This is a genomic window from Rhodopirellula sp. J20-39, from assembly GCF_057365095.1.
Window position 1 is genome coordinate 1,824,953 of sequence record NZ_CP195123.1, and the last position, 19,428, is coordinate 1,844,380.

Annotated in this window: 18 protein-coding genes and 1 tRNA gene; 10 read left to right on the top strand and 9 right to left on the bottom strand. The window is 55.3% G+C overall.

Going from position 1 to position 19,428, the window contains the following annotated elements:
- Positions 1–345 precede the first annotated feature (345 nt).
- From ACR3ZL_RS06560 to ACR3ZL_RS06575, 4 genes are all read left to right on the top strand, one after another.
- The gene (locus ACR3ZL_RS06560; protein ID WP_473648681.1) at positions 346–711 is read left to right on the top strand and encodes a hypothetical protein; all 366 of its coding nucleotides are present in this window, start codon (positions 346–348) and stop codon (positions 709–711) included.
- Between the two features lie 374 nt (positions 712–1,085).
- The gene (locus tag ACR3ZL_RS06565; protein WP_473648680.1) at positions 1,086–2,396 is read left to right on the top strand and encodes a DNA cytosine methyltransferase; all 1,311 of its coding nucleotides are present in this window, start codon (positions 1,086–1,088) and stop codon (positions 2,394–2,396) included.
- A 6-nt stretch (positions 2,397–2,402) separates the two neighbouring features.
- Positions 2,403–3,518, top strand: a complete 1,116-nt coding sequence (locus ACR3ZL_RS06570; protein WP_473648679.1) for a hypothetical protein — start codon at positions 2,403–2,405, stop codon at positions 3,516–3,518.
- A gap of 1 nt (position 3,519) precedes the next feature.
- Positions 3,520–4,455 (top strand): hypothetical protein, encoded by a 936-nt coding sequence (locus tag ACR3ZL_RS06575; RefSeq protein ID WP_486173304.1) that lies wholly within the window; start codon positions 3,520–3,522, stop codon positions 4,453–4,455.
- A 215-nt stretch (positions 4,456–4,670) separates the two neighbouring features.
- On the opposite strand, the gene ACR3ZL_RS06580 is transcribed toward ACR3ZL_RS06575, so the two are convergent.
- Positions 4,671–5,141: a hypothetical protein gene (locus tag ACR3ZL_RS06580; RefSeq protein WP_473648677.1), complete on the bottom strand. Its 471-nt coding sequence runs from the start codon at positions 5,139–5,141 to the stop codon at positions 4,671–4,673.
- Between the two features lie 393 nt (positions 5,142–5,534).
- On the opposite strand from ACR3ZL_RS06580, the gene ACR3ZL_RS06585 reads away from it, so the two are divergent.
- On the top strand, positions 5,535–5,972 hold the full coding sequence (locus ACR3ZL_RS06585; protein WP_473648676.1) for a hypothetical protein: 438 nt from the start codon (positions 5,535–5,537) through the stop codon (positions 5,970–5,972).
- A 129-nt stretch (positions 5,973–6,101) separates the two neighbouring features.
- Here ACR3ZL_RS06585 and ACR3ZL_RS06590 read toward each other — a convergent pair whose 3' ends face one another.
- The 7 genes from ACR3ZL_RS06590 to ACR3ZL_RS06620 form a co-directional block, all read right to left on the bottom strand.
- Complete coding sequence (locus tag ACR3ZL_RS06590; protein WP_473648675.1) at positions 6,102–6,992, bottom strand: hypothetical protein; 891 nt, start codon at positions 6,990–6,992, stop codon at positions 6,102–6,104.
- A gap of 123 nt (positions 6,993–7,115) precedes the next feature.
- Positions 7,116–8,681, bottom strand: a complete 1,566-nt coding sequence (locus tag ACR3ZL_RS06595; RefSeq protein WP_473648674.1) for a hypothetical protein — start codon at positions 8,679–8,681, stop codon at positions 7,116–7,118.
- Positions 8,665–8,910 carry a hypothetical protein gene (locus ACR3ZL_RS06600; RefSeq protein ID WP_473648673.1) on the bottom strand — a complete coding sequence of 82 codons (246 nt, stop codon included), beginning with the start codon at positions 8,908–8,910 and terminating at the stop codon, positions 8,665–8,667. The genes ACR3ZL_RS06595 and ACR3ZL_RS06600 overlap by 17 nt, the downstream gene beginning before the upstream one ends.
- Positions 8,910–9,203 carry a DUF1580 domain-containing protein gene (locus ACR3ZL_RS06605; protein ID WP_486173305.1) on the bottom strand — a complete coding sequence of 98 codons (294 nt, stop codon included), beginning with the start codon at positions 9,201–9,203 and terminating at the stop codon, positions 8,910–8,912. Before ACR3ZL_RS06605 ends, ACR3ZL_RS06600 begins: the two co-directional genes overlap by 1 nt.
- 439 nt (positions 9,204–9,642) lie before the next feature.
- Positions 9,643–10,218, bottom strand: coding sequence for a hypothetical protein (locus tag ACR3ZL_RS06610; RefSeq protein WP_473648672.1), 576 nt, complete (start codon positions 10,216–10,218; stop codon positions 9,643–9,645).
- A 263-nt stretch (positions 10,219–10,481) separates the two neighbouring features.
- Positions 10,482–11,738, bottom strand: coding sequence for a tyrosine-type recombinase/integrase (locus ACR3ZL_RS06615; protein ID WP_473648671.1), 1,257 nt, complete (start codon positions 11,736–11,738; stop codon positions 10,482–10,484).
- A 120-nt stretch (positions 11,739–11,858) separates the two neighbouring features.
- Positions 11,859–11,933: transfer RNA gene (locus ACR3ZL_RS06620), tRNA-Pro, on the bottom strand.
- A gap of 149 nt (positions 11,934–12,082) precedes the next feature.
- Between ACR3ZL_RS06620 and ACR3ZL_RS06625 the strand changes: the two genes are divergently transcribed.
- The 5 genes from ACR3ZL_RS06625 (at position 12,083) to ACR3ZL_RS06645 (ending at position 17,590) form a co-directional block, all read left to right on the top strand.
- The gene (locus ACR3ZL_RS06625) at positions 12,083–13,204 is read left to right on the top strand and encodes a M28 family peptidase (protein ID WP_473648669.1); all 1,122 of its coding nucleotides are present in this window, start codon (positions 12,083–12,085) and stop codon (positions 13,202–13,204) included.
- Between the two features lie 24 nt (positions 13,205–13,228).
- Entirely contained in the window at positions 13,229–13,597 is a 369-nt protein-coding gene (locus tag ACR3ZL_RS06630; RefSeq protein WP_473648668.1) for a hypothetical protein, read from the top strand.
- 23 nt (positions 13,598–13,620) lie between these two features.
- Complete coding sequence (locus ACR3ZL_RS06635) at positions 13,621–14,214, top strand: flavin reductase family protein (RefSeq protein WP_473648667.1); 594 nt, start codon at positions 13,621–13,623, stop codon at positions 14,212–14,214.
- 188 nt (positions 14,215–14,402) lie between these two features.
- The gene (locus tag ACR3ZL_RS06640; RefSeq protein WP_473648666.1) at positions 14,403–16,037 is read left to right on the top strand and encodes a S1C family serine protease; all 1,635 of its coding nucleotides are present in this window, start codon (positions 14,403–14,405) and stop codon (positions 16,035–16,037) included.
- A 245-nt stretch (positions 16,038–16,282) separates the two neighbouring features.
- A complete protein-coding gene (locus ACR3ZL_RS06645) occupies positions 16,283–17,590 on the top strand; it encodes a glycosyltransferase family 4 protein (protein WP_473648665.1) in 1,308 nt (435 codons plus the stop codon).
- 862 nt (positions 17,591–18,452) lie between these two features.
- Here the strand turns inward: ACR3ZL_RS06645 and ACR3ZL_RS06650 are convergent.
- Positions 18,453–19,427 (bottom strand): NAD-dependent epimerase/dehydratase family protein, encoded by a 975-nt coding sequence (locus ACR3ZL_RS06650; RefSeq protein WP_473648664.1) that lies wholly within the window; start codon positions 19,425–19,427, stop codon positions 18,453–18,455.
- Between the last annotated feature and the right edge of the window lies 1 nt (position 19,428).

The following is a 19,428-nucleotide window of genomic DNA, read 5'->3' on the forward strand; positions in this document are numbered from 1 at the left end:
CTATGTTTTTGCGGGTGGCATACTTGAGCCATGATCGCTCCAGCCACACGAAGCGGCGCACGCCCGGCCCCCGCCGCCAACGAATCTCCCCGCATCCGTGCCCCATCTCCGGTCACTCCATCGGCTTCAGTCGCACCGATCGGCGTTGATGCATCCGCCTCAACGGCCTTTGCTACTCCGGTGCGTCAGTGTCCTCGTTGTCGTGTCTGGGTTCCTGCTGGATGCTTTCGCCTTCATTCACGAAAAGATGGTTCAGAGCATCGTCTTGCTATCTGTGATGAATGCAGATGGCAATCCGAGAAGGATCGTCGAGAGCGAAGCAAGAGGACGAAACGCCGGCAAGCGATGCTCAAGGGTTGGTCGGATATCTGCCGGGCCAAGAGACAACGCTGGTCGATCGAGTCTTTAGTTGGTCGTCTCTGGGATGAACTCGGTGGATCGGAAGGAATCGCCAGAGAATGGGCCTCAGCACTTCGCGAAGGAACAGCGGCCCAGCGAGTTAGGGCGTGTGAGAGTTTTGTTTGCCTTACTGAATGGCTGGAACAGAACCCAGACGTTATCACCGATGCTGCCACTCTGTCGGACGACCAATTGAAACAAGAGGCTCGACAAGCTCGCATCAGTGCGACCATCGAGCTATTTCGGTCGGATCCAGACACTGCGGGTGCGATCGCCGCTGAGTTTGGTTTCACGCGTTCAAGAGGTGGCTGAATCGCTTTTTGAGCCTGCCCAGCCTTTTCGGCCTCAAGTTGTTCGCAGATTCGCCACGCATACTAGTTGCCCGTTTAAGAAAAACGCTCAGCAACAGGGATTTGATGCGTTTTTGAGGTGCGATGGTGTTTCGGCTCTCGGTGTGAGCCTCAACGAACACACGTCTTTGTCAAGCTCACCTCACAGCTTGCCGACTACCGTCGAGCCGGAAAACCCGCATAATCCGAACAGACTTACAAAGTCTCTAAGCTGATCGTCCGATAAAAAAGTACGCGAGCGGCACCTCTTCAAAACGCCACTGACGGCAAGGAGAGCATCAATCGAGACTACGCCGTTGCCAATCGTGAAACTTCTCAAAAACTTGCTAGACGTCGATGCACAGAAAACAACACCTCCGCTTTATCGATCTTTTTGCTGGCCTCGGGGGATTTCACCTCGCGCTTCGCCGGCTGGGGCATGAGTGCGTGATGGCCAGTGAGAGCAATCCAAACCTGCAGCAGGTTTACGCTGCAAATTTTGGAATCGTGCCGGCTGGAGACCTGCGGAAAATCCATTCCAGCGATGTACCAGCTCATGACGTTTTGTGCGCTGGATTCCCATGCCAACCGTTTTCGAAGGCAGGAGAGCAACTTGGGACAAACTGCAAGCTATGGGGGGACTTGTTTGCAGGGCATGTGCTCCGGATCCTCAAGTCACACCGCCCGAAATACTTCATATTTGAAAACGTTGCAAACCTTGAACGACACGATGGGGGGCGAACGTGGTCGAAGATGCGTCGACAGCTGACTCGCTGCGGCTACGACGTCAAGACACGGGTGTTATCTCCCAATATGTTTGGAATTCCACAAATTCGGCAAAGGCTAATCATCGTCGGGTCTAGAATGAGCCTCGACGACTTTAGATGGCCAGACCCCGTAGAGGGTGAGCCAAGCATCCATCAAGTCCTCGACAACAACCCACCCGAAGCAAAATTGCTTTCGGATCAGGCGACAGCATGCCTTGAAGCTTGGGGCCAATTTTTAGAATTCGCTCCGGCAAACATCCAGCTGCCGTCGTTTCCGATTTGGGCGATGGAATTTGGCGCAACATACCCTTTCACTAAATACCCAAGTCTCCACCGCGTTCCACTTGCGACGCTCAGAAATCACCGTGGGAGCTTCGGGTGCACCCTAGCGTACCGAAGGCGTAGCGAGATCCTGGAGCATGTCCCTAGTCACGCTCGTTCCGAAACGGGAACCTTCCCACATTGGAAGCAGCGATTTATCCGACAGAACAGACAATTTTACCGGAACAATAAGAAGTGGATTAAACCATGGCTCGAATCGCTTCGAGCCTTCCCACCAAGCCTGCAGAAGTTCGAGTGGAATTGCAAGGGAGAGCATCGCGACATTTGGAACTTCGTCATCCAGTTCCGAGCATCTGGAGTACGGGTCAAACGCCCGACGACAGCCCCCTCACTGGTAGCAATGACCATGAGTCAGATACCGATCATCGGCTGGGAACGAAGATATATGACGCCAAGGGAATGTAGCAGGCTTCAGAGCATGGATGAGTTGCGTCACCTGCCAAAAGTCCCAACCCAATCTTACAAAGCATTGGGGAACGCGGTGAATGCTAGGCTTGTAGAGATGGTTGCTCGCGAGTTGCTCCACGAGAAACACAAAACTTACCTTTCTGCAGCGTGATCCTAAATGACAATTAGCGAAACAATAGAGCGTGAGTCCGTCGAAAAACTCTTCCTCGACCCGGTAAATCCGCGGCTTGGAAGACGGATGGTCAATAGCAATCCAGAACAAGAAGAAATCTTGCGCTGGATGGAGTCTGAAGCCGTTCTCGAAGAACTCGCTGTCTCATTTATCGAAAGTGGCTTTTGGACTCAAGAAGCAGTTGTCGTCGTAAAAGAAAAGCTGGCGGGAAAAAGTGAGCTTATCGTCGTCGAGGGCAACCGACGGCTTGCTGCTTTAAAAATGCTTTGGAAAGCTCATCGCGATGAGACAAGCGTCAGCAAAAGGTGGGCTGCAATTGCATCGAAGGCCACGGATGATTCAATGGAACGTTTGAAGCAAATCCCGTACGTCTTGGCGGAAACTAGAAAGGAAGTTCAAGCGTACCTAGGATTTCGCCATGTGAGTGGAATCAAAGAATGGAATCCGGCAGAGAAGGCTGAGTTCATCGCTCACTTAATTGACACAGAAAAGCTTACATATGAGCAAGTGACTCGCCGGATCGGAAGCAAGACTCCGACTGTCCGTCAGAACTACATTGCGTATCGCATGTTGCTACAAATGGAGAGTCAAAGCGATCAAATCGCCATTGAAAAGGTCGAGGATAGATTTAGTGTGCTGTACCTTTCTTTACGCACCGAAGGTGTCAGGCAATACCTTGATGTAGACATCTTTGCGGATTCCGATTCCGCCCAATCGCCAGTACCCAAAAGCAAGCTAGCCCAACTCGCAAATTTCGCTCTTTGGCTTTTTGGCAATGAAGAAGTTGACCCCATTGTCCGAGACTCACGACAAACGGACAACTTCGGTGAAATTCTTGAGAGCCCAGCTGCAGTCGCGTACCTGGAACGTACCAAGAAGCCTGTGTTTGAGACCGCTTTTCGCATGGCAGGGGGAGCAGAAGCAGAAACAACTCGACATATCGAACGGGCAGCAGACGAGGTAGAAGAGGCGTTGGCTACTGCTCATCATCACAAGAAATCTCGAAAATTGAGGGCCGCGGTTCGTCGGTTAGGTGCAGACGTAAAGCAGTTGCTCGAACTTTTCCCTCTGATTCGCAAAGAGCTCGAGGAAGAAGGCTGAAATGCTTGCACTACCGGACAAGGGATTCCAGCTATCTGTTAAAGCTCACAATGTCAAACGTGACATTTTGACAGATTGGATTGAATCAAGCGTGATCTTCGAAGAAGAGGAGATTTCGCAGAATGATGTCGTGGACATTCTTTGTGAGAATCTAATTTACAACGAGCAGGACTTCGCTCTCGAAGTCGTATCAGATGCATGGATTGAACTCGGACGCCGAGAAAAGTCCATGGGAGATGGTGCAGCATTTCATGTTGAAGGACGAACTATCTGTCGAAATAGCGATTGGAACAAGTGTCCCGCCTATTCGTTTTGTTTGTTGCTTGCGACCCAGGTGTGGATGAAAGGCTGGGCAAGGCAATTCGGCAGCGACTATACCGAGCAGGGAAGCCTGTTCGAGGAATTGACGGTAGAGTCTCTACATGCACTCGGTTGGCAAGCATTTAGAACAGGCTGGGCCCCCGGCAACGCCCAAAAGATTAGCGATGTTGTGCGAGAGGTAAGTCAGCAACTTGGAGAAGCAGAGATCAGCGGTGCCATTAAGACCTGGCTAGCTGAGCAAAGCAATGAAGAGCAGTTGGACGTTGTTTGCGTCAACCCTTTCGCTGATACATGGGGTGGAAGGCCTCTGTTCTTGTTTCAGTGCGCTAGCGGCGCCAATTGGCGGGATAAATTGCACACGCCTGATCCAGATACTTGGCAACGAATCATCGCATTCACCAACAAACCACAACGAGGATTCGCAATGCCATTTGCCTTGCTTGAGCAGGAATTCCGAAAGAAGGCGGGCAGAGTCAATGGAATGTTTCTTGACAGGTTTAGGCTCCAGGCCCCTGGATATGGCACTAGCAGGAATTGGTGCTCGACCGATCTATCGACGAGAATCATTAGCTGGATGCGTCCGAGAGTCAAAGCACTTCCGAATGACCAATCGTGATCAGCCGTACTGGCACGCCGAGCCGAATTCCTTAGCAACAATTGGTGAACCCGCAACTCGCTCCAGCGAACACGACTGGGTTTGGTGTATCGCCGGCTTTTTTGCACGCTACAGTCTATTTGTCGTCAGCAAGCCACCGCAGCGGAACACCAGCCCCAATGCTCCGACTGGGGGCCCGCGTGATAGCGATAGATCGTAGCAAATCACTCGTTCGCTTAGCCTGGCGACAACGCCATCGGATAGCCGTTCGCGTTAAACACCCTTTCAAATTCCGCTCGGATCGTCGGCACATTGGCCTCGGTCGAATACAGCGCATCGTGCAAACTGATAACAAACATCTCGGGATGGCGAACGCGCAGGCTTTCGCAAACTTGACCAATGACCAATCCCGATTCAGCCCGCTGTAGCTCGCGGATGAGGTTGGCATGCTCCCATCCATCCTTGTTAACCGACCGAATGAACCGGTAGACCGGCGGGAACACTCGCTCGAACCAGTCCTCGAACGCCGAATGATACTCTGCCCCGTTCTTGTTGGCTTTGCGTTTGGCAAAGACATCACAGAGCATCCGGCGTTTAATCTCGTCGCGTGACACTCCCTCGAAGTCTCGCAAGGCAAACTCCCAGAACTCGCCGCGTTGAGTCAGTGAGACAAACTGATCCAGGCTTTCTCGGTCTTCATGTGACATTGTGGCACTTCTGGGGGTGTTTTCGGAATCATATATGGTTGCGTTCTCTCCTCCTCCTTGCCTGTGCTGGTTGGGTTGTTGGCTGGTCCTGCCGTTGTGCTCCTGAGAGACTAGATGTCCTAACAGAGCTGGCTGGCAGCAACTAATGTCGATCCCATGAAGTGGCTCGCCCCTGTGATGCAGGGCTGGCCGGATCTGCCGTGAAAGGTTCGTGACTGAGTTTGCCACTCGCCCGTATTTTCCGACTGAAAAGTGCATCAGCCTTTGCTGCAAGTCGCGAACAAGTATCCCCTGTGAATCGAAAGCGTTCTTGCCTTTCGGCAAGCCCAGCAAGCTTGCTCGGGCAGCTTCGCCGTCAATGCCGAGTTGGTACTGCACACGCTGCAGATGACGATGGACTGGTCGCATTCGCGATCGCTGGATTATCGCCCGTTCGGTATGAAACCTTTCAAGAGCTCTGATCAATCGCTTATCGGTGGCATCGACTCGGATGTGATGATTCCCTCGATACTGGTCCCCCAACCAATAGCTGTAGGGCTGATCGCCAACCGCGTAGTGGTCCCGGCAAATGACACCACCTTCGATCAGGCAATCAATGACCGCCTTGTAGTTGTCGGAATTCATGATCCGCTTCAGGTACTTGCCCATCAGTGGAACCCGGCCACGATGATCAGTGTCGCCGTAAGCGAGTTTTCGTTGAATCAATCCAACCAGGTAGCGGGCGTCGTCAGCGCGCCGATGCAGAGCAGTTGGCAGGATGGCAAACGGATCAAAATCACATGGAAGAATGAATGGTCGCGGTTGATAGCCCCGCGAGCGGTGCGATACTGACACAGCTTAATCTCCGAACCCGCTCGCCCCTCGTCGCCAAACTTGGGTGGGCGGGTTTTGTTATTGGTGGCTCCCTCGGAATAGACGCATCGCCCGGCTCAATCCTGGCGATGGGATCAATTGTGAAAGCTACGCAGCTAGGGTCTCGCCCAGCACGACAAACGGCGAGTTCAACGCTTGGTTGCTCCAGGCGTCAGGAGCGTCTTCGATGGCCTCTGCGGCTTCGTCCGCGTCGATACAATCGATTAATTGGGTGTCGTCGCCAGACACAAGAAGCAACCGATATCCGCGGCCGTCTTCAATCGGCCCAACTGCGGTCATGCAAGCCCGCCCGGTATCACCGAGGTATCGCTGGCAAAGAAACTCACCAAATCCCAGGCCAGCAATTGCCTCGCGCAACGTCAACTCTTGCGACGGTCCAGTGGTGTCCAAGTTGGACACTGAATCACTCGCTGCTTCCCGGCTACGAAGATTGAGAACCGTCTGAGGTGAACACCGAACGCGGCGCGCAATCTCCCTTGCCGAAAGATCGGGCCACGCGTGGGAAGCTAGCCGGATCGCTCGTTGGGTATCCTCGCGGCTTCGACGCAGGCCGTGGCTAGAGTTGGCAGCAACCGCTGCGAGAACCGCGTCCTCTTCCGTTCCAGGATGCTCATTCGCAAGGATTGTCTCGTACCCAAGACGATTTGCGACTTCGTACCGATGGTGTCCGTCAATCAGATATCCGCCGACCATCTGAACGGGCGGAAACGGCCACGGGTTGCCATCGTCTGACGCGTCAGCCGCCACTCGCAAGTAGTCCGCCACGGTTGCTTCGTCGATCGCTGTACGAGCTTGCAGAGTGTCATCGATCAACACGCGAGACAGAAGAACCTCGTGTGAGGCTGTATCGCGGGGCGCGTCCGCGATAACTCGGTCGTCTCGATTCAAGCTGCTCGCTGAATCTTCGCCTCGCTCCAGGTTGCTGTCCTGGCCGGGGCTTTTTTCGTTTACGGCTTCGGCTGTTTCCTTCGTTTGCATCGCAAACCATCCTTTCGATTGAGGTGTCTTTGGGTCATTGCTTCACACGTGAAAGGGGGAACTTCGGTGAATTGGAAATATGCCACCGTGGCACATCATTGATCGGTTGTCGTCGCGGTGAGGCTACCTGCGGTTGTAGAATCTCGGAGTGGCTCCAGGCGGTAGCGGTGGGTTGCTCGGTCCGATGCGGGGGTTAACGCCGAGGGCATCTCCGAGCGTCTGGTGAAACCGCATGTTGCGTTCGTGACCAGGGGCGAAGCCAAACGCACTGCCAAGCGAACCGAATAACTGTCCAATCGATCCAGGAGCGTTCTCGCTGATCTGGTGAAGCGTGTTGATGCTCACGCCAAGATTCGCAGCCTCGGCGACCAGAGCATCGCCCTCGAGGCCTTGCGCTTGCAATTCGCGGACGATGTTCTCGGCATGAGCGAAATCAACCGACCCGTCGTCGCCTGGGCGAACAGGCTTCAATGGAGGCTGCGAGCTATCCCCAGCGACCGGGGCCGGTTGTTCGGATCCATTCATCCGGTCGAACAACGCCGAGGCCTGATCCTCCATGCCAGGGACGTCAGACGCCGCGGTAAACAAGTCCATGTCGTTCTGGAATTGACGGTTCGCTGGATCGCCAATCGCGTTCGCTTCCGCCTGCGCCCGGGCAGCGTTCGCCTCGGCCGTCATTCGATCGACTTCCAACTGACCGGTCCCCAACGCCTCCTGCAAGCCAAGCTCCCGCTCTCGCAACCCCTGAGATGCCACCGTGGCAGTCCTGTCTGACTGCAATCGCTGTCGTCCTTGGAGAGCTTCATTAAGGGAGTTAACCGCGCCGAACGCCAACGTCGGATCTCGCCGCATCGCTTCCAGGGCAATCGGGTTCTGGAACGCATTGATCACAGGCGTCTGGTTCTGGAGAGCAAGGGCGGCTTGCTTCTGTTGAGCGAGCTGCTCTTGCCTCATCGCCCGGGCGTTTGCTCGGCGATCCGCCCGGCTCTCCCGATACGCTTCGAACTTGGCTCGGTCCCCAGCGTTGCTGGCGGATGGGAACAATTCCGAAAGTGTGCGAGAACCGTCCACTGACCGCATGATCGGCTCCTCGCCGGCGGGGACAAACGAGTCTCGCTGAACCTGTCCGAACCGTGGCATCTGGTGGTTCGCATGGCGGGCCGCATAGGCCGCATCGATCGCTCCCTGATCTCCCATTGAGGGGCCGGGAGTCGAGACGCCGCGACGTGTCGTGATGTTGTACTGATCGGTGTGACCAAATTGGTTTGCTACCGGCATGATCGACGCCTGACCAGCAGGCCCCACACCCGCCGATTGCGCGAGCAAACTTGGCCCCGCCTGATGCTGTAGATTGCTGTAGTCGTTGAGCGTTTGAACTGGCGGCGAAACCTGCCCAAATGCGGGCGATGCAAGGCGAGCTTGAGTTTGCTGAAGGGACGCCTGTGTGTTGGCCCGTCTCTGAGCCGTTGCCTGACGCAGTGGGCTGGCTTGCACTTGCGATTCCAGAGGATTGGCTGCAATTTGGTCTGCTAGCCTGCCAGCGGCGTTTGCTTTTCTCCCGTTCAGGGCTCTTTGCAGAGGGCTTGGAGTTTTCGCAGCCTGCTGTTGCTGCGCGTTCACTTGCTGATTAAGTCGAGCAAGCCCAACCCGCTGGGTCGCACGATTTTGGGAATCAAGTTGTGTGTTCATTCCGCCTGTTCTCTGGTGGAAACGTAGTAGGGAATTTGCCCGCCGCTAAATCGTTGAGCAATGCATCGAGTCGCTTTCGGGCATCGCTGGACTCGAGACTCACACCGCGTTGAGATTCTTCGTGCCAGGAATGAAATGCATCTCCAGCGATCGAGAAAATTCGCATTAGCTCCATCGCTTCCTGATCATCATTGACTGATGCTTGAGGCTGGGATGTCGCGGCTATCATCAAACACCCTCCCGCTCAAGGGCGTGTTGCGCGCGTCGGATGTCGCGTTGACGCTTAGCGGGAGAACGTCGAGTGCTTCCCGCAGGTGGACGGGATGCCGCTTTGGTACACTCATCCATGTATTCCCTGACAGCCGACACTGTTGTCAATCGCGTTCCCCCGATGACACAAAACGCCAGGGCTGGCCCCTTTGGTGGATGCATCCATCTCCAATATGTCGAGCTATTCCAGGTTCGCCCCGTAACTTTTTCTACCGCATCTCCGATCGGCATCATCTTTTCTGCGTTAGCCATGATTTGATTTTCAACCTATTGGTTTCCGGTGCTGACTACACCAACATCATGGGCATCTACGCAAAAGATACAATACTTGCAATGCCGAAAAGAAGGAGTTTTTCTTTATAGGAAATAACGGCATGACAACGTGTCATATCTCTATGCTTGCGTAGAGATTGTCGACGCGTGCAACCAAAAGAAGCGGACGGATTTAAACGGCCAAACCGTCCTGAGATTGATAGGGCAACTCAATCGAATGATGTTCTGGGAACACGTCTCCAGAACTCCCCAAACGCAAAATTGTTGAGCGTTCCCGATGGGTAATGTAAATACAGCATCGCGAGCCAGGGGGCCGAACCGGGGCGTACCCCACCCCCAACTTTTGTTCTGTGTGCCACGGTGGCATATGTGAAAGAGTGCGAACGAATCATTGAACTGATCGCCCGCCGCCCTGCGTCTATGACACCTCCCGTCTTGCGAGTTCTTCCCTGATGACATCGAGCTTGTCGTATCGCTCCATCGTACTAGTCCCGTCCTGGCAACCGGCCAGCGATCCAGCGGCCTGCCGTAGTTCATCATTCGACAAACCCTGACACTCTGCACGGAAGGCACGTTGCACCTGACGACGAACAGTACCGCGATGCTTGCAGGCCAAACGCTCTGCACTTTCGGCCGCCATCTCGAACACGTGGTAGGCTCCAAGATGATCTGGCTCACACACCAACAGGCTACCGAGTTCATCCAGGCAGGCATGCACACGTTCGGCCATCGCCAGTCGCTCGACAGCAGTCTCACACCCGTTCTCAATCGCGAACTGAACCGCTTCGCTCAATGACCACGGATCTGATCTGGGCCCATCACCGGAAAGACGGTCCTGGAACGAATCAAGTGTTCGTTCCTCCGCGCACGAATAGCAGAGGTGAAGCTGCCACTGCTCATAGAACATGGTCCCATCTAAGCGATTGCGTGAGAAACCATGGCAACTCTGACAAATCACATCGAAGCATTGGTCATCGTATCCTCTAACCGTCATTTCAAGCCTCTGCACCGTGCTGCCAGAATGAAGTAGGGACGCCCAGTTCAGCACGACACCGAGAGACCACCAACCAACGTCACCGAGCTTGATGACGTTTTGAACTTAGCTTGATTTCTTGAGGCTTCTTCGCTGCCGTCCAGATCGCGTTGAAGCGAACCAGAGCACACCGTAGGCAGAGCCATTCCTTCCACGCCACATGCAACCTTGCCCGATTTACACCACATGAAATGCACGGTTGCGGTTTCTGTTGCGGCTCCATCTCAACCGACCCGCCGTGCTGCTTCGATGGCTTTCTGACGATCTGCTTCCGCGTAAACCTTGGTCACTTCAACATCGCTGTGGCCAAGGAGAATGCTTGCCACTTCAATGCCTTCGGCCCGGCGTATCTGGGTCCCGAACGAGTGACGCAACTGGTTTGGATTCCAGCGGTGTTTAGACTGCCAAGCCTTGAGTTGATCGGATTGCTCGCTGGTTAATCTTCTCCACCGTGCACGATCGCTTTCACCTTCTTGCCGCCCCAGCGGTGCCGGTGCCGGAAACGCCTTGTCGCATCCAGCATGGATTGCTTTGCGGTAGCTGTCCTTGTCGTAGAACTCCCTCGGTGATCGCTTTGGCCTCGCCTTCCGGTTGGTCCCGGTTCGGTTGCCACAACTCAATGGCGTCTTGCGAGCTTCCGTCGCGGTTTCCCTGCGTTTCCGCTCTGAATCGACTGGGCGAAAGCAGTGCTGATCAGCCGACCGCAATAGATAAGGCGTCAGAATCGCCTGCCCTTTGGGCCCAACGTAGAGAGTCCTGGTTTTCCCGTGGTGCTCTGTTTTATGCTCCTCCAGATGTATCTCCCAGACCTCACCGCTTCTGTCGACCATGTTGGGTTTGATCTTGCAGACTTCTCCAGGCCGGCAACCAACGACCGACTGAAACCGGATCATGTCGGCCACGATGTCACCCACAAATGGCAACGTCGCCTCCACAATGTCCAGCTCAACTGGTTTGATGCCGGGATTGTCCGGTGCGGTGGTCCGGCGTTTCTTGAGCCGCTCAATCATCCCGAGAGCTTGCGGAACTGACGGGGCGATCAGTTCCCGCGAAGCAGCCCACTTGAAAATCCTCACCAGTCGATCGGTGGATTCGTTGATGTAGCCTCTCGTGAGACCTTCATCGACCATCGCCTGCCGAACCGCTTCGAATTGCCGATAGCCGAAGTCGCTCGCCTCTGTGTCTCGGTACCGCCTGTTGGCTCTCCTAATGATCAACTTGGCCTTGGTGAACTCGGTCGCCTGCTTACCGTAGTTTTTTTTGGCCCAGCCCAGATAGGCCGCGAACACCTCGCAGAGCCTGAGGTCGCCTCTCGCATCCGCTGAGATGACGACGCCACCGGTGGCGATGAACTCGCCGACGAGACGGTTGTATTCGGCTCTAGATTCCCTGGAGCCGTAGGCACCAAGATAGAAAGTGTTGCCGCCGAGACGGACACGAGCTTGGCCGGAAGAATGCTTTGAGTACTTCGGAATCTTCATCGAAAGGGTCTCCGATCGAAGTGTTTTGGACAGTCTGTCCAAAATCACTCGTAGGAAAACGCCGTTCCGAGCTCCAGTCTCAGGGCAGTTTAATATCGTTATTCGCGGTGTTTCTGCGAGTCGGGATGACAAGATTCGAACTTGCGACCTCTGCACCCCCAGTGCAGCGCTCTAACCAGGCTGAGCCACATCCCGTCGAAAACCGTGGGGTGCGAGACCTCGTCGCTTTCGAACCGCAAACTCTACCGAAACACTCGCCGGTTCGCTAGGGTATTCGGTTCGTGGGAGTGCCGGTTTTTTGGCGGCCCGTTTTGTCCGGGTTTTGTTGGTGATGGAGTCGTGCAATGAGTGTTTCGGAGCAACCTGGCGTGGTGAGGCGTTCGCACGGTCCGCCCCGGCAGAAGGATCCTGAAAACCACTCAGCCGCGAATCCGTCCAAGGTTCAGTCGCGATCATCGCGGTCGAAGTCAGGACTGCGTCGCTGGTGGCCGCTGTTGGTGATCGGCATGGTGGTTGGTGGAGCGGTAGCTTTCTATCGGTCGACCAACCGAGGTTTGGATCGCCCACTGGAGTTGACGGTCCGGCCGATTCCAGCAATTTATTCAGCCGACCGTGCGATGGGGTATCTGCAGACGTTGTGCGACTTTGGTCCTCGGCCCACCGGCAGCGAGGCGTTCGTGAAGCAGCAGCAGTACTTGTCGGTATTCTTTGAAGAGAATGGCGCCGAGGTGCGTTTGCAGAACGAAACGATCCGGCATCCTGAAACGGGCGAGCCGGTCGTGATGTCGAACTTGATTGCGTCTTGGTTTCCGAACCGAGCGAATCGATTTCTGTTGTGTGCCCACTACGACACCCGGCCGTATCCCGATCGTGATCGGAACGACCCTCGTGGAATTTTCTTAGGAGCGAACGATGGCGCTAGCGGGGTGGCGGCGTGGATGGAGATGAGCCATCAGTTTTCTGCATTGCCGGATGACGTTGGTGTGGACGTGGTGTTGTTTGACGCTGAGGAATTCATCTTCGACGAAAGCCGTGACGAGTTCTTTCTAGGGTCAACGTTCTTCGCACAGCAGTACCGGCTTTCGCCACCGCCGGTTCCATACCAAGCTGGGATCTTGTTGGACATGGTTGGTGATCGCGAGTTGCAGTTGTTGTATGAACGCAATAGTTTGCGGTACGCACGTGACGTGACGCGATCGATTTGGGCGACGGCTAAGAAGTTGGGCGTGCGAGCGTTTGTGCCGCGTACTCGGATGCAGGAGATTCGGGACGACCATTTGCCACTGAATCAAATCGCTGGCATTCCGACGACGGATTTGATCGACTTTGATTATCCGCGGCCAGGGTTTCGTGCACCTCAGTATTGGCACACCACCCAGGACATTCCTGAGAATTGCAGCGGAGCCAGTTTGGCGGCGGTAACTTGGGTGGTCCACCAGTGGCTGGTCGAGCAGTCGGGAAACTAGTGTTTTGCTATTGAGGAACCAGTGATGTTTGCAGGCGGCTTGATTTTGTCGATCACGTTGATGGCATTTTCAGTTTGGCTTTTTCGATCCGAACGTATGGGATGGCCTGACGATGAACTCAACGAGCCGATTGATCAGTTGTACCGCAGTCGTCGCAGGCGGGCCCGGCGAGCTGTTAATGCTTTGTTCTTTCTTTGCGGTGTACTGATTCTAGTCGCGACGTTGGCCACGCCGGAAAACCGAGACTGGTGGATCGCGGGCTGGATGAGTGCGATGCTGGTGCTGCTGACCATTTTAGTGCTGGCGGGATTTGATATTTTACGAACGTTGCTGCATCACCGCCGGCGTATCGAACGGCTTAGCAAAGAACGCGGCCGACCCGATTCGCACTGACTTTCACCCATGAAGAATGCTTGATGAATATTCAACCGGACCAAGTATCGGTCCGTCAGTTTTATGAAGCGATGGTAGCCACCATCACTCCGCGTCCGATTGCCTGGGTGTCGACGGTCAACGCCGCCGGTGTTTGCAACCTCGCACCGTACAGCTTTTTCAACGGCGTCGGTGCTAACCCGCCAACGTTGATGTTTTGTCCAGCTAACAAGGGTGACGGTACCGTGAAAGACACGTTGGCGAACATTCAAGCCAACGGTGAGTTTGTGGTCAATGTCGTGACGGAGTCGTTCGCCGAGGCGATGAAGCAGTCAGCGACGGATGTATCGCCCGACGAGGACGAATTCATCCTGACGGGAACCCAGAAAACACCGTCGGAGCTTGTCAAACCGCCTCGCGTCCGCGACGTGATTGCGTCGATGGAGTGTGAATTGTTGACCGCGATGCAGCTCGGGGTGGGGCCGGGCGGGGCAAATTTGGTCGTCGGGAAAATCCTTTCGATCTATGTCGACGACCGAGTTTTGGACGAAGCCGGCGGTCTGAATCTGGATCAAATTAGGCCGATTGGGCGAATGGGAGGCCCTCGATACACCAAAACCAACGAACAATTCGAGTGAAAAGGCTGTGTAAGGCGGGCCTGGCGATGGGTGCGGATCAGGGAAACTGCGTGGAAATCGACCATGTTGCAGCGATGAGGCGGTAATAGCGGGGCCTATTTGCACAAAAAGTGATGGCCAGTGCGGCATTACTCGCTACAATCAAATTGAAATCATCTGATGTGAATATTTGAATAAGGACGGCACCCATGCGGGACGAGTCTCCACCGCGACTGACAGCATTTCGGACTTCGGTGCCGATTCCGCCGGGAAAGCCCCTGCTGCCGCCAGGTGAGATGTCGATTCCGTCGGATGAGATGTCGGTTCCGAGAGACGGAAATCAGATGGCGTCCGACGACCTAGAGACAGCCAATCGGTCGTCGCAAATGGACCGATCCGTCGGGCCGCAGCCAATTCAGCCTCCTCGATTGTCCGCGTTCTCGCCGTCGACTGAACCGCCGTCGACGGAACCGCCGTTGCAAGACAATGCACCGGATATTGAATTTGAAGAGTTGCAAGCCGACACGCCCAGCCCTGCTAACGGCGGTAAAGCGAGTGAATCAATGGCTGAAGAGATGCCAGCGGATTCAGATGCTGCTGACAACGCGGGAAGCTCACTCGCGGATGAATTGAGCGCGGCGGACACGACCGAGGTTCCGGTGGGTGCCGCACCGGTTGAGTCTGGCAGTCGACATCCGTTGCTGCAAAGCCTGACGCTTTTGTTATCGATGTTGATCATGTTGGCAGTGGCTCGTTTTAGCGTTCCTAGTATTGTCGAAGAGATCCGGTACGCATGGCATCGTGGTGAGTTACGAGCGGAATACGAGACCGGTTCGGATGGCTTGAAGAATGTGTCATTGGACTCGATCAATCGCGCCTATCAAATGGTCACTTCGGCGGTTGGGCCCAGCGTGGTTCACATCGACGTGCAGCGAAAAGCGACGGAGCAAGAAAAGGAAGTGCACCGTATGCTCAGCAGCGATCTATTTTCTCTATCCGATCAAGGCAGTGGCGTGGTCGTTGGCGAGGAAGGTTACATTCTGACCAATCGTCATGTGATCATCGATGGCGAGTCGATTTCGGTGACTTTGTCGGACGGTCGGCGCCGACCTGCCTTGGTGGTTGGCACCGATCCGCTGACCGATTTGGCCGTCTTGAAGATCGAAGCAAGTCAGTTGTTGCCGATTACTTGGGGTGACAGTGACGCGTTGCGAGTTGGGTCGCCAGTATGGGCGGTCGGCAGTCCGTTTGGGCTGGATCGCACAGTGACATTTGGAATTCTAAGCGGCAAGCACCGGATGGTGCGTGCAGGCGAACGCAATGGCTCGAGTGGTCGCTATCAAGATTTCATGCAAAGTGATGTAGCCGTGAACCCAGGAAACAGTGGCGGCCCATTGGTTGATGCGCGGGGCACCTTGGTGGGAATCAATACTGCGATCGTTGGCGATACTTACCAGGGTGTTAGCTTTTCGATCCCGAGTAATTTGTCCAAGCAAATCTATGAGCGGATCTTGAAAACCGGCCGTGTGCAGCGTGGTTATCTTGGCGTCAGTCTGGAAGAGGTTCCCGATGAAATGCTGATCGGTGATAACACTCGTATGCGAGGTGCGTTGGTTTTGGGGGTTGCCCGAAGTAATTCCCCGGCGGGTGATGCTGGGGTTCAAGCCGGTGATATTATCCGTCGTGCGAATGGCGAAGAGGTCACCGATGTTGGCCATTTGATGCGAATCGTCGGCAACGCAAATGCCGGTGCTGTAGTGGATCTCGTCATTCGGCGTGACGGAGACGAGCAAGAGTTGAGGGTCACGTTGGGCAACCGCCCAGTTGAGCTTGACCAACAATAGGCTTGATTCACAAGCTAGCTTAGCAAGAACGGCTTCCGCCAACTAAATGGCGGGAGCTTGGTTTGATTCAGCTAGGCCGCATAACCGGTGCAACCGGTAGGGTGCTGCGTTGGCATGAAAGCCCCGACGCCGGCAGGTCTTCTTTACACCGCTTGGCGAGTGTTTGTGACGCACGTTTGAAGTGAAATCATTCCACACTCGTGCTTGGCACGGGTGGCTCACTTTCAACGCTCTGCCGCTTTGCCATGATCCCGACTCAAGCTGATCCGTTCGCGAACCCTGTGGCCGTCAACGACGATTGTCCCGCTACCGTGCGAATGTTGGTCAAGCCCGCCGCTGACGGTTCAGTTAACGACGTGGTAGGCGAGTCGGTGAAGACTCTGCGGGTGTTGCATGTTGTCAACGGAGAGCATTTCTCGGGCGCAGAACGGGTTCAGTCACACTTGGGACGTTGTCTGCCTAACAACCAGGTCATCGCCGATTTTGCATGCGTGAAGCCAGGTCGGTTTGCTGAGATGCTGGAGCAGCGTGACCAGGCCAAATCGGATCGGCAGGAGGCTGGCAACGCTCTCGACACGGATACCGAGTTCTGGGGCAAGTGCCAACGCTTGCCAATGCGTGGGCGAGCGGATCTGTTTGCGGTAAAGCGACTCGCCGATGTGGTCACTGACGGTGGTTACGAAATCATGCACGCACACACGCCTCGTACAGCCATGTTGGCGGCGATGGCATCTTGGAAGACAGGTGTGCCGTGGATCTATCATGTTCATAGTCCGGCTTCCCGCGATTGCGAACGTATGCTGAGCAATCGCATCAATGCCTGGATCGAACGCAAGTCGCTGTCAAATTGTTCGCATCTAATTTGCGTGTCCAATAGCCTTCGGGAAGACCTGATTCGACAGGGATTCGCACCGGAGAAAATCACTGTCGTTCACAACGGGGTGCCCGCGGTTCGGCCTGCTCGCGAGCGATGGCCCGTTGTTGGGGAGCCGTGGACGATTGGGATGATTGCGTTAATGCGAAACCGGAAGGGACTCGAAGTGGTCCTGGATGCACTTTCTGAATTGCGGCAGCGTGATCTAAAGGTCGTGCTGCGATGCATTGGCCCATTTGAAACTGAAGCGTATCGCCAAAAGATCGAAGAGCAAATTCACGAACTTGGGATCAGTGATCAGATTGAGTGGGTTGGGTTCACCGATGACGTGCCGAGCGAATTGGCTCGATTGGACGCGATGGTGTTGCCGAGCCTGTTCGGCGAAGGGTTGCCCATGGTTGTCCTGGAGGCAATGGCAGCCGCCGTTCCTGTGATCGCGACCCGAGTTGAGGGGACGCCCGAAGCAATCACGCATGGGGCCGAAGGCTTGCTTGCGGAACCTCGTGATTCGGTCTCACTTGCCGATCAAATTCAGTCGCTCGTTACGGGAGCTTACGACTGGGAAACCATGGCTGAAGCCGCAGCGAGTCGACACGCTGAAAGCTTCAGCGATCATGCGATGGCCAAGCAAACGGCGGAAGTCTACCGCCACGTTGTTGATGCATCGGCACGCGTTTGATTCGCTGGAACTGTTCGTTGAGGGATATTTGGTTTCGCTGAGTGACCATCGAGCAGCATGGCAACTGCATCACGTTTGAATTCTTCTGTATAGGTACGTCGTTCAGGATTGGCTGAAGGCTTGGTCTTTCGTGGTACGTGGGGTTCCTTGAGTTCCTTTCAGTTTAAGGACTCACGTGGCCCCCAAAACCCAGGCCACCTCACCCCGTTAATAACAACAGCCAACTAGAGACTTGCCCTCCCCCTCGCTTCGCTCGACCCCTCCCAGGGGGCGGGGTTTGTCATGAAGCGTGTTTGGCTGGGATATCGTGGTGTCCAAACCTCTCCCGGCGAAGCGGGGAGAGATCGAGCAGAGCCGTTCAGGCGAATGTGAGGGTGAGGGCTCAGCACTGAATCCCCGTTAATAACAACAGCTTCCTAGAGACTTGCCCTCCCCCTCGCTTCGCTCGACCCCTCCCAGGGGGCGGGGTTTGTCATGAAGCGTGTTTGGCTGGGATATCGTGGTGTCCAAACCTCTCCCGGCGAAGCGGGGTGAGGTCGAGCAGAGCCGTTCAGGCGAATGTGAGGGTGAGGGCTCAGCATGGGATCCCTGCCAATAACAGCAGCTTCTTAGAGACTCGCCCTCCTCCTCGCTTCGCTCGGCTGCTTCCAAGGGGCGGGGTTTCTTGAGTGGCGCATTCCGACCGGAAGCTCAGTCCACTTCACCATGTCTACTGTTGTTGAGTACTGATGCTGGTCTTATTGCAGGTTAGTGACGCCGTTGGTCCGTCTGGTCCATCGGGATGGGCGCTTCGGCAGGCTGGAGCCTGCTACGAGAGTCTGCTATCTCAACACGTCTTAGGGTTCAGCAGATCTATCAAGCGTTATAGCCTTTGCAGGCCTTCGGCCATGGAGACCACGGGCCGGTAACCAAGGCGTTCTTTTGCGGCGGTGATGTCGAAGTAGTGATCTTTGGCCAATTGAGCGGCAACGAATCGAGTCATGGGTGGCTCGCTGGAGCGGCCAGTCATTCGGTAAGCGGTTTCCAGTGTTGCGCCGATCGCGTAGGCGGCTGAGTAGGAAATTCGCCGTTTAGGCGGTGGAGCGTTGAACCGCTGGCACAGTTTGGAAATCCACTCCCAGCAATCGACCGGTTCGTCTTGAGTGATGAAATAGGTGCGTCCAGCGGAGTTTTCGGGACGGGAGCCGAGGGCATCTGCGGCCGCCAAGTGAGCCACCGCTGCGTTGGTCACATGCACGGTGTCGATGCAGTTGGTGCCGTCGCCGATGATCCGTAAGCGACCTGATCTGGCTCGCTTAAGTACGCGAGGTAAAAGGTGCGGGTCTCCATTGCCCCAGATCAGATGCGGACGCAAGGATAGTGTTCGTAAACCGCCAGGCGTGTCCGCGGCGATGACCTCTTGTTCGGCGATGGCTTTGGTGTGCGGGTAGTGGCACATCCAGCGACTGGGATACGGTGCGGATTCATCGATCCCGCATTGGTGTTCGCCGTCGAAGGTCACACTCGGACTGCTTGTGTAAATGCACCGAGTTACACCGGAGTCTTGGCATGCCGCGATGACATTTCGAGTCGCGATGACATTGTTTTGGAAAAAGTGTTTCCAAGGGCCCCAGACGCCTGCGACGGCGGCGGTGTGGATTACGCAGTCGACATCCGCGACGGCGCGATCGACGTAGGCTTGATCGGTGAGGTCGCCGCGATGGTGGGTCATTCCCGTTTGAACCAGCGACGGGACTTCGCGTCGCGACAGACCGACGACATCATCGCCCCGGTCGATCAACTGACGAACTATTTCACTTCCTAGGAAACCGCTGCATCCCGTCACCAGCACTCGCATT

Bases quoted from the DNA above. Each gene is read 5' to 3' on its own strand.
- ACR3ZL_RS06560 (WP_473648681.1), top strand. From the start codon at position 346: ATGCTCAAGGGTTGGTCGGATATCTGCCGGGCCAAGAGACAACGCTGG.
- ACR3ZL_RS06565 (WP_473648680.1), top strand. From the start codon at position 1,086: ATGCACAGAAAACAACACCTCCGCTTTATCGATCTTTTTGCTGGCCTC.
- ACR3ZL_RS06570 (WP_473648679.1), top strand. From the start codon at position 2,403: ATGACAATTAGCGAAACAATAGAGCGTGAGTCCGTCGAAAAACTCTTC.
- ACR3ZL_RS06575 (WP_486173304.1), top strand. From the start codon at position 3,520: ATGCTTGCACTACCGGACAAGGGATTCCAGCTATCTGTTAAAGCTCAC.
- ACR3ZL_RS06580 (WP_473648677.1), bottom strand. From the start codon at position 5,141: ATGTCACATGAAGACCGAGAAAGCCTGGATCAGTTTGTCTCACTGACT.
- ACR3ZL_RS06585 (WP_473648676.1), top strand. From the start codon at position 5,535: ATGGACTGGTCGCATTCGCGATCGCTGGATTATCGCCCGTTCGGTATG.
- ACR3ZL_RS06590 (WP_473648675.1), bottom strand. From the start codon at position 6,992: ATGCAAACGAAGGAAACAGCCGAAGCCGTAAACGAAAAAAGCCCCGGC.
- ACR3ZL_RS06595 (WP_473648674.1), bottom strand. From the start codon at position 8,681: ATGAACACACAACTTGATTCCCAAAATCGTGCGACCCAGCGGGTTGGG.
- ACR3ZL_RS06600 (WP_473648673.1), bottom strand. From the start codon at position 8,910: ATGATAGCCGCGACATCCCAGCCTCAAGCATCAGTCAATGATGATCAG.
- ACR3ZL_RS06605 (WP_486173305.1), bottom strand. From the start codon at position 9,203: ATGGCTAACGCAGAAAAGATGATGCCGATCGGAGATGCGGTAGAAAAA.
- ACR3ZL_RS06610 (WP_473648672.1), bottom strand. From the start codon at position 10,218: ATGACGGTTAGAGGATACGATGACCAATGCTTCGATGTGATTTGTCAG.
- ACR3ZL_RS06615 (WP_473648671.1), bottom strand. From the start codon at position 11,738: ATGAAGATTCCGAAGTACTCAAAGCATTCTTCCGGCCAAGCTCGTGTC.
- ACR3ZL_RS06625 (WP_473648669.1), top strand. From the start codon at position 12,083: ATGAGTGTTTCGGAGCAACCTGGCGTGGTGAGGCGTTCGCACGGTCCG.
- ACR3ZL_RS06630 (WP_473648668.1), top strand. From the start codon at position 13,229: ATGTTTGCAGGCGGCTTGATTTTGTCGATCACGTTGATGGCATTTTCA.
- ACR3ZL_RS06635 (WP_473648667.1), top strand. From the start codon at position 13,621: ATGAATATTCAACCGGACCAAGTATCGGTCCGTCAGTTTTATGAAGCG.
- ACR3ZL_RS06640 (WP_473648666.1), top strand. From the start codon at position 14,403: ATGCGGGACGAGTCTCCACCGCGACTGACAGCATTTCGGACTTCGGTG.
- ACR3ZL_RS06645 (WP_473648665.1), top strand. From the start codon at position 16,283: ATGATCCCGACTCAAGCTGATCCGTTCGCGAACCCTGTGGCCGTCAAC.
- ACR3ZL_RS06650 (WP_473648664.1), bottom strand. From the start codon at position 19,427: ATGCGAGTGCTGGTGACGGGATGCAGCGGTTTCCTAGGAAGTGAAATA.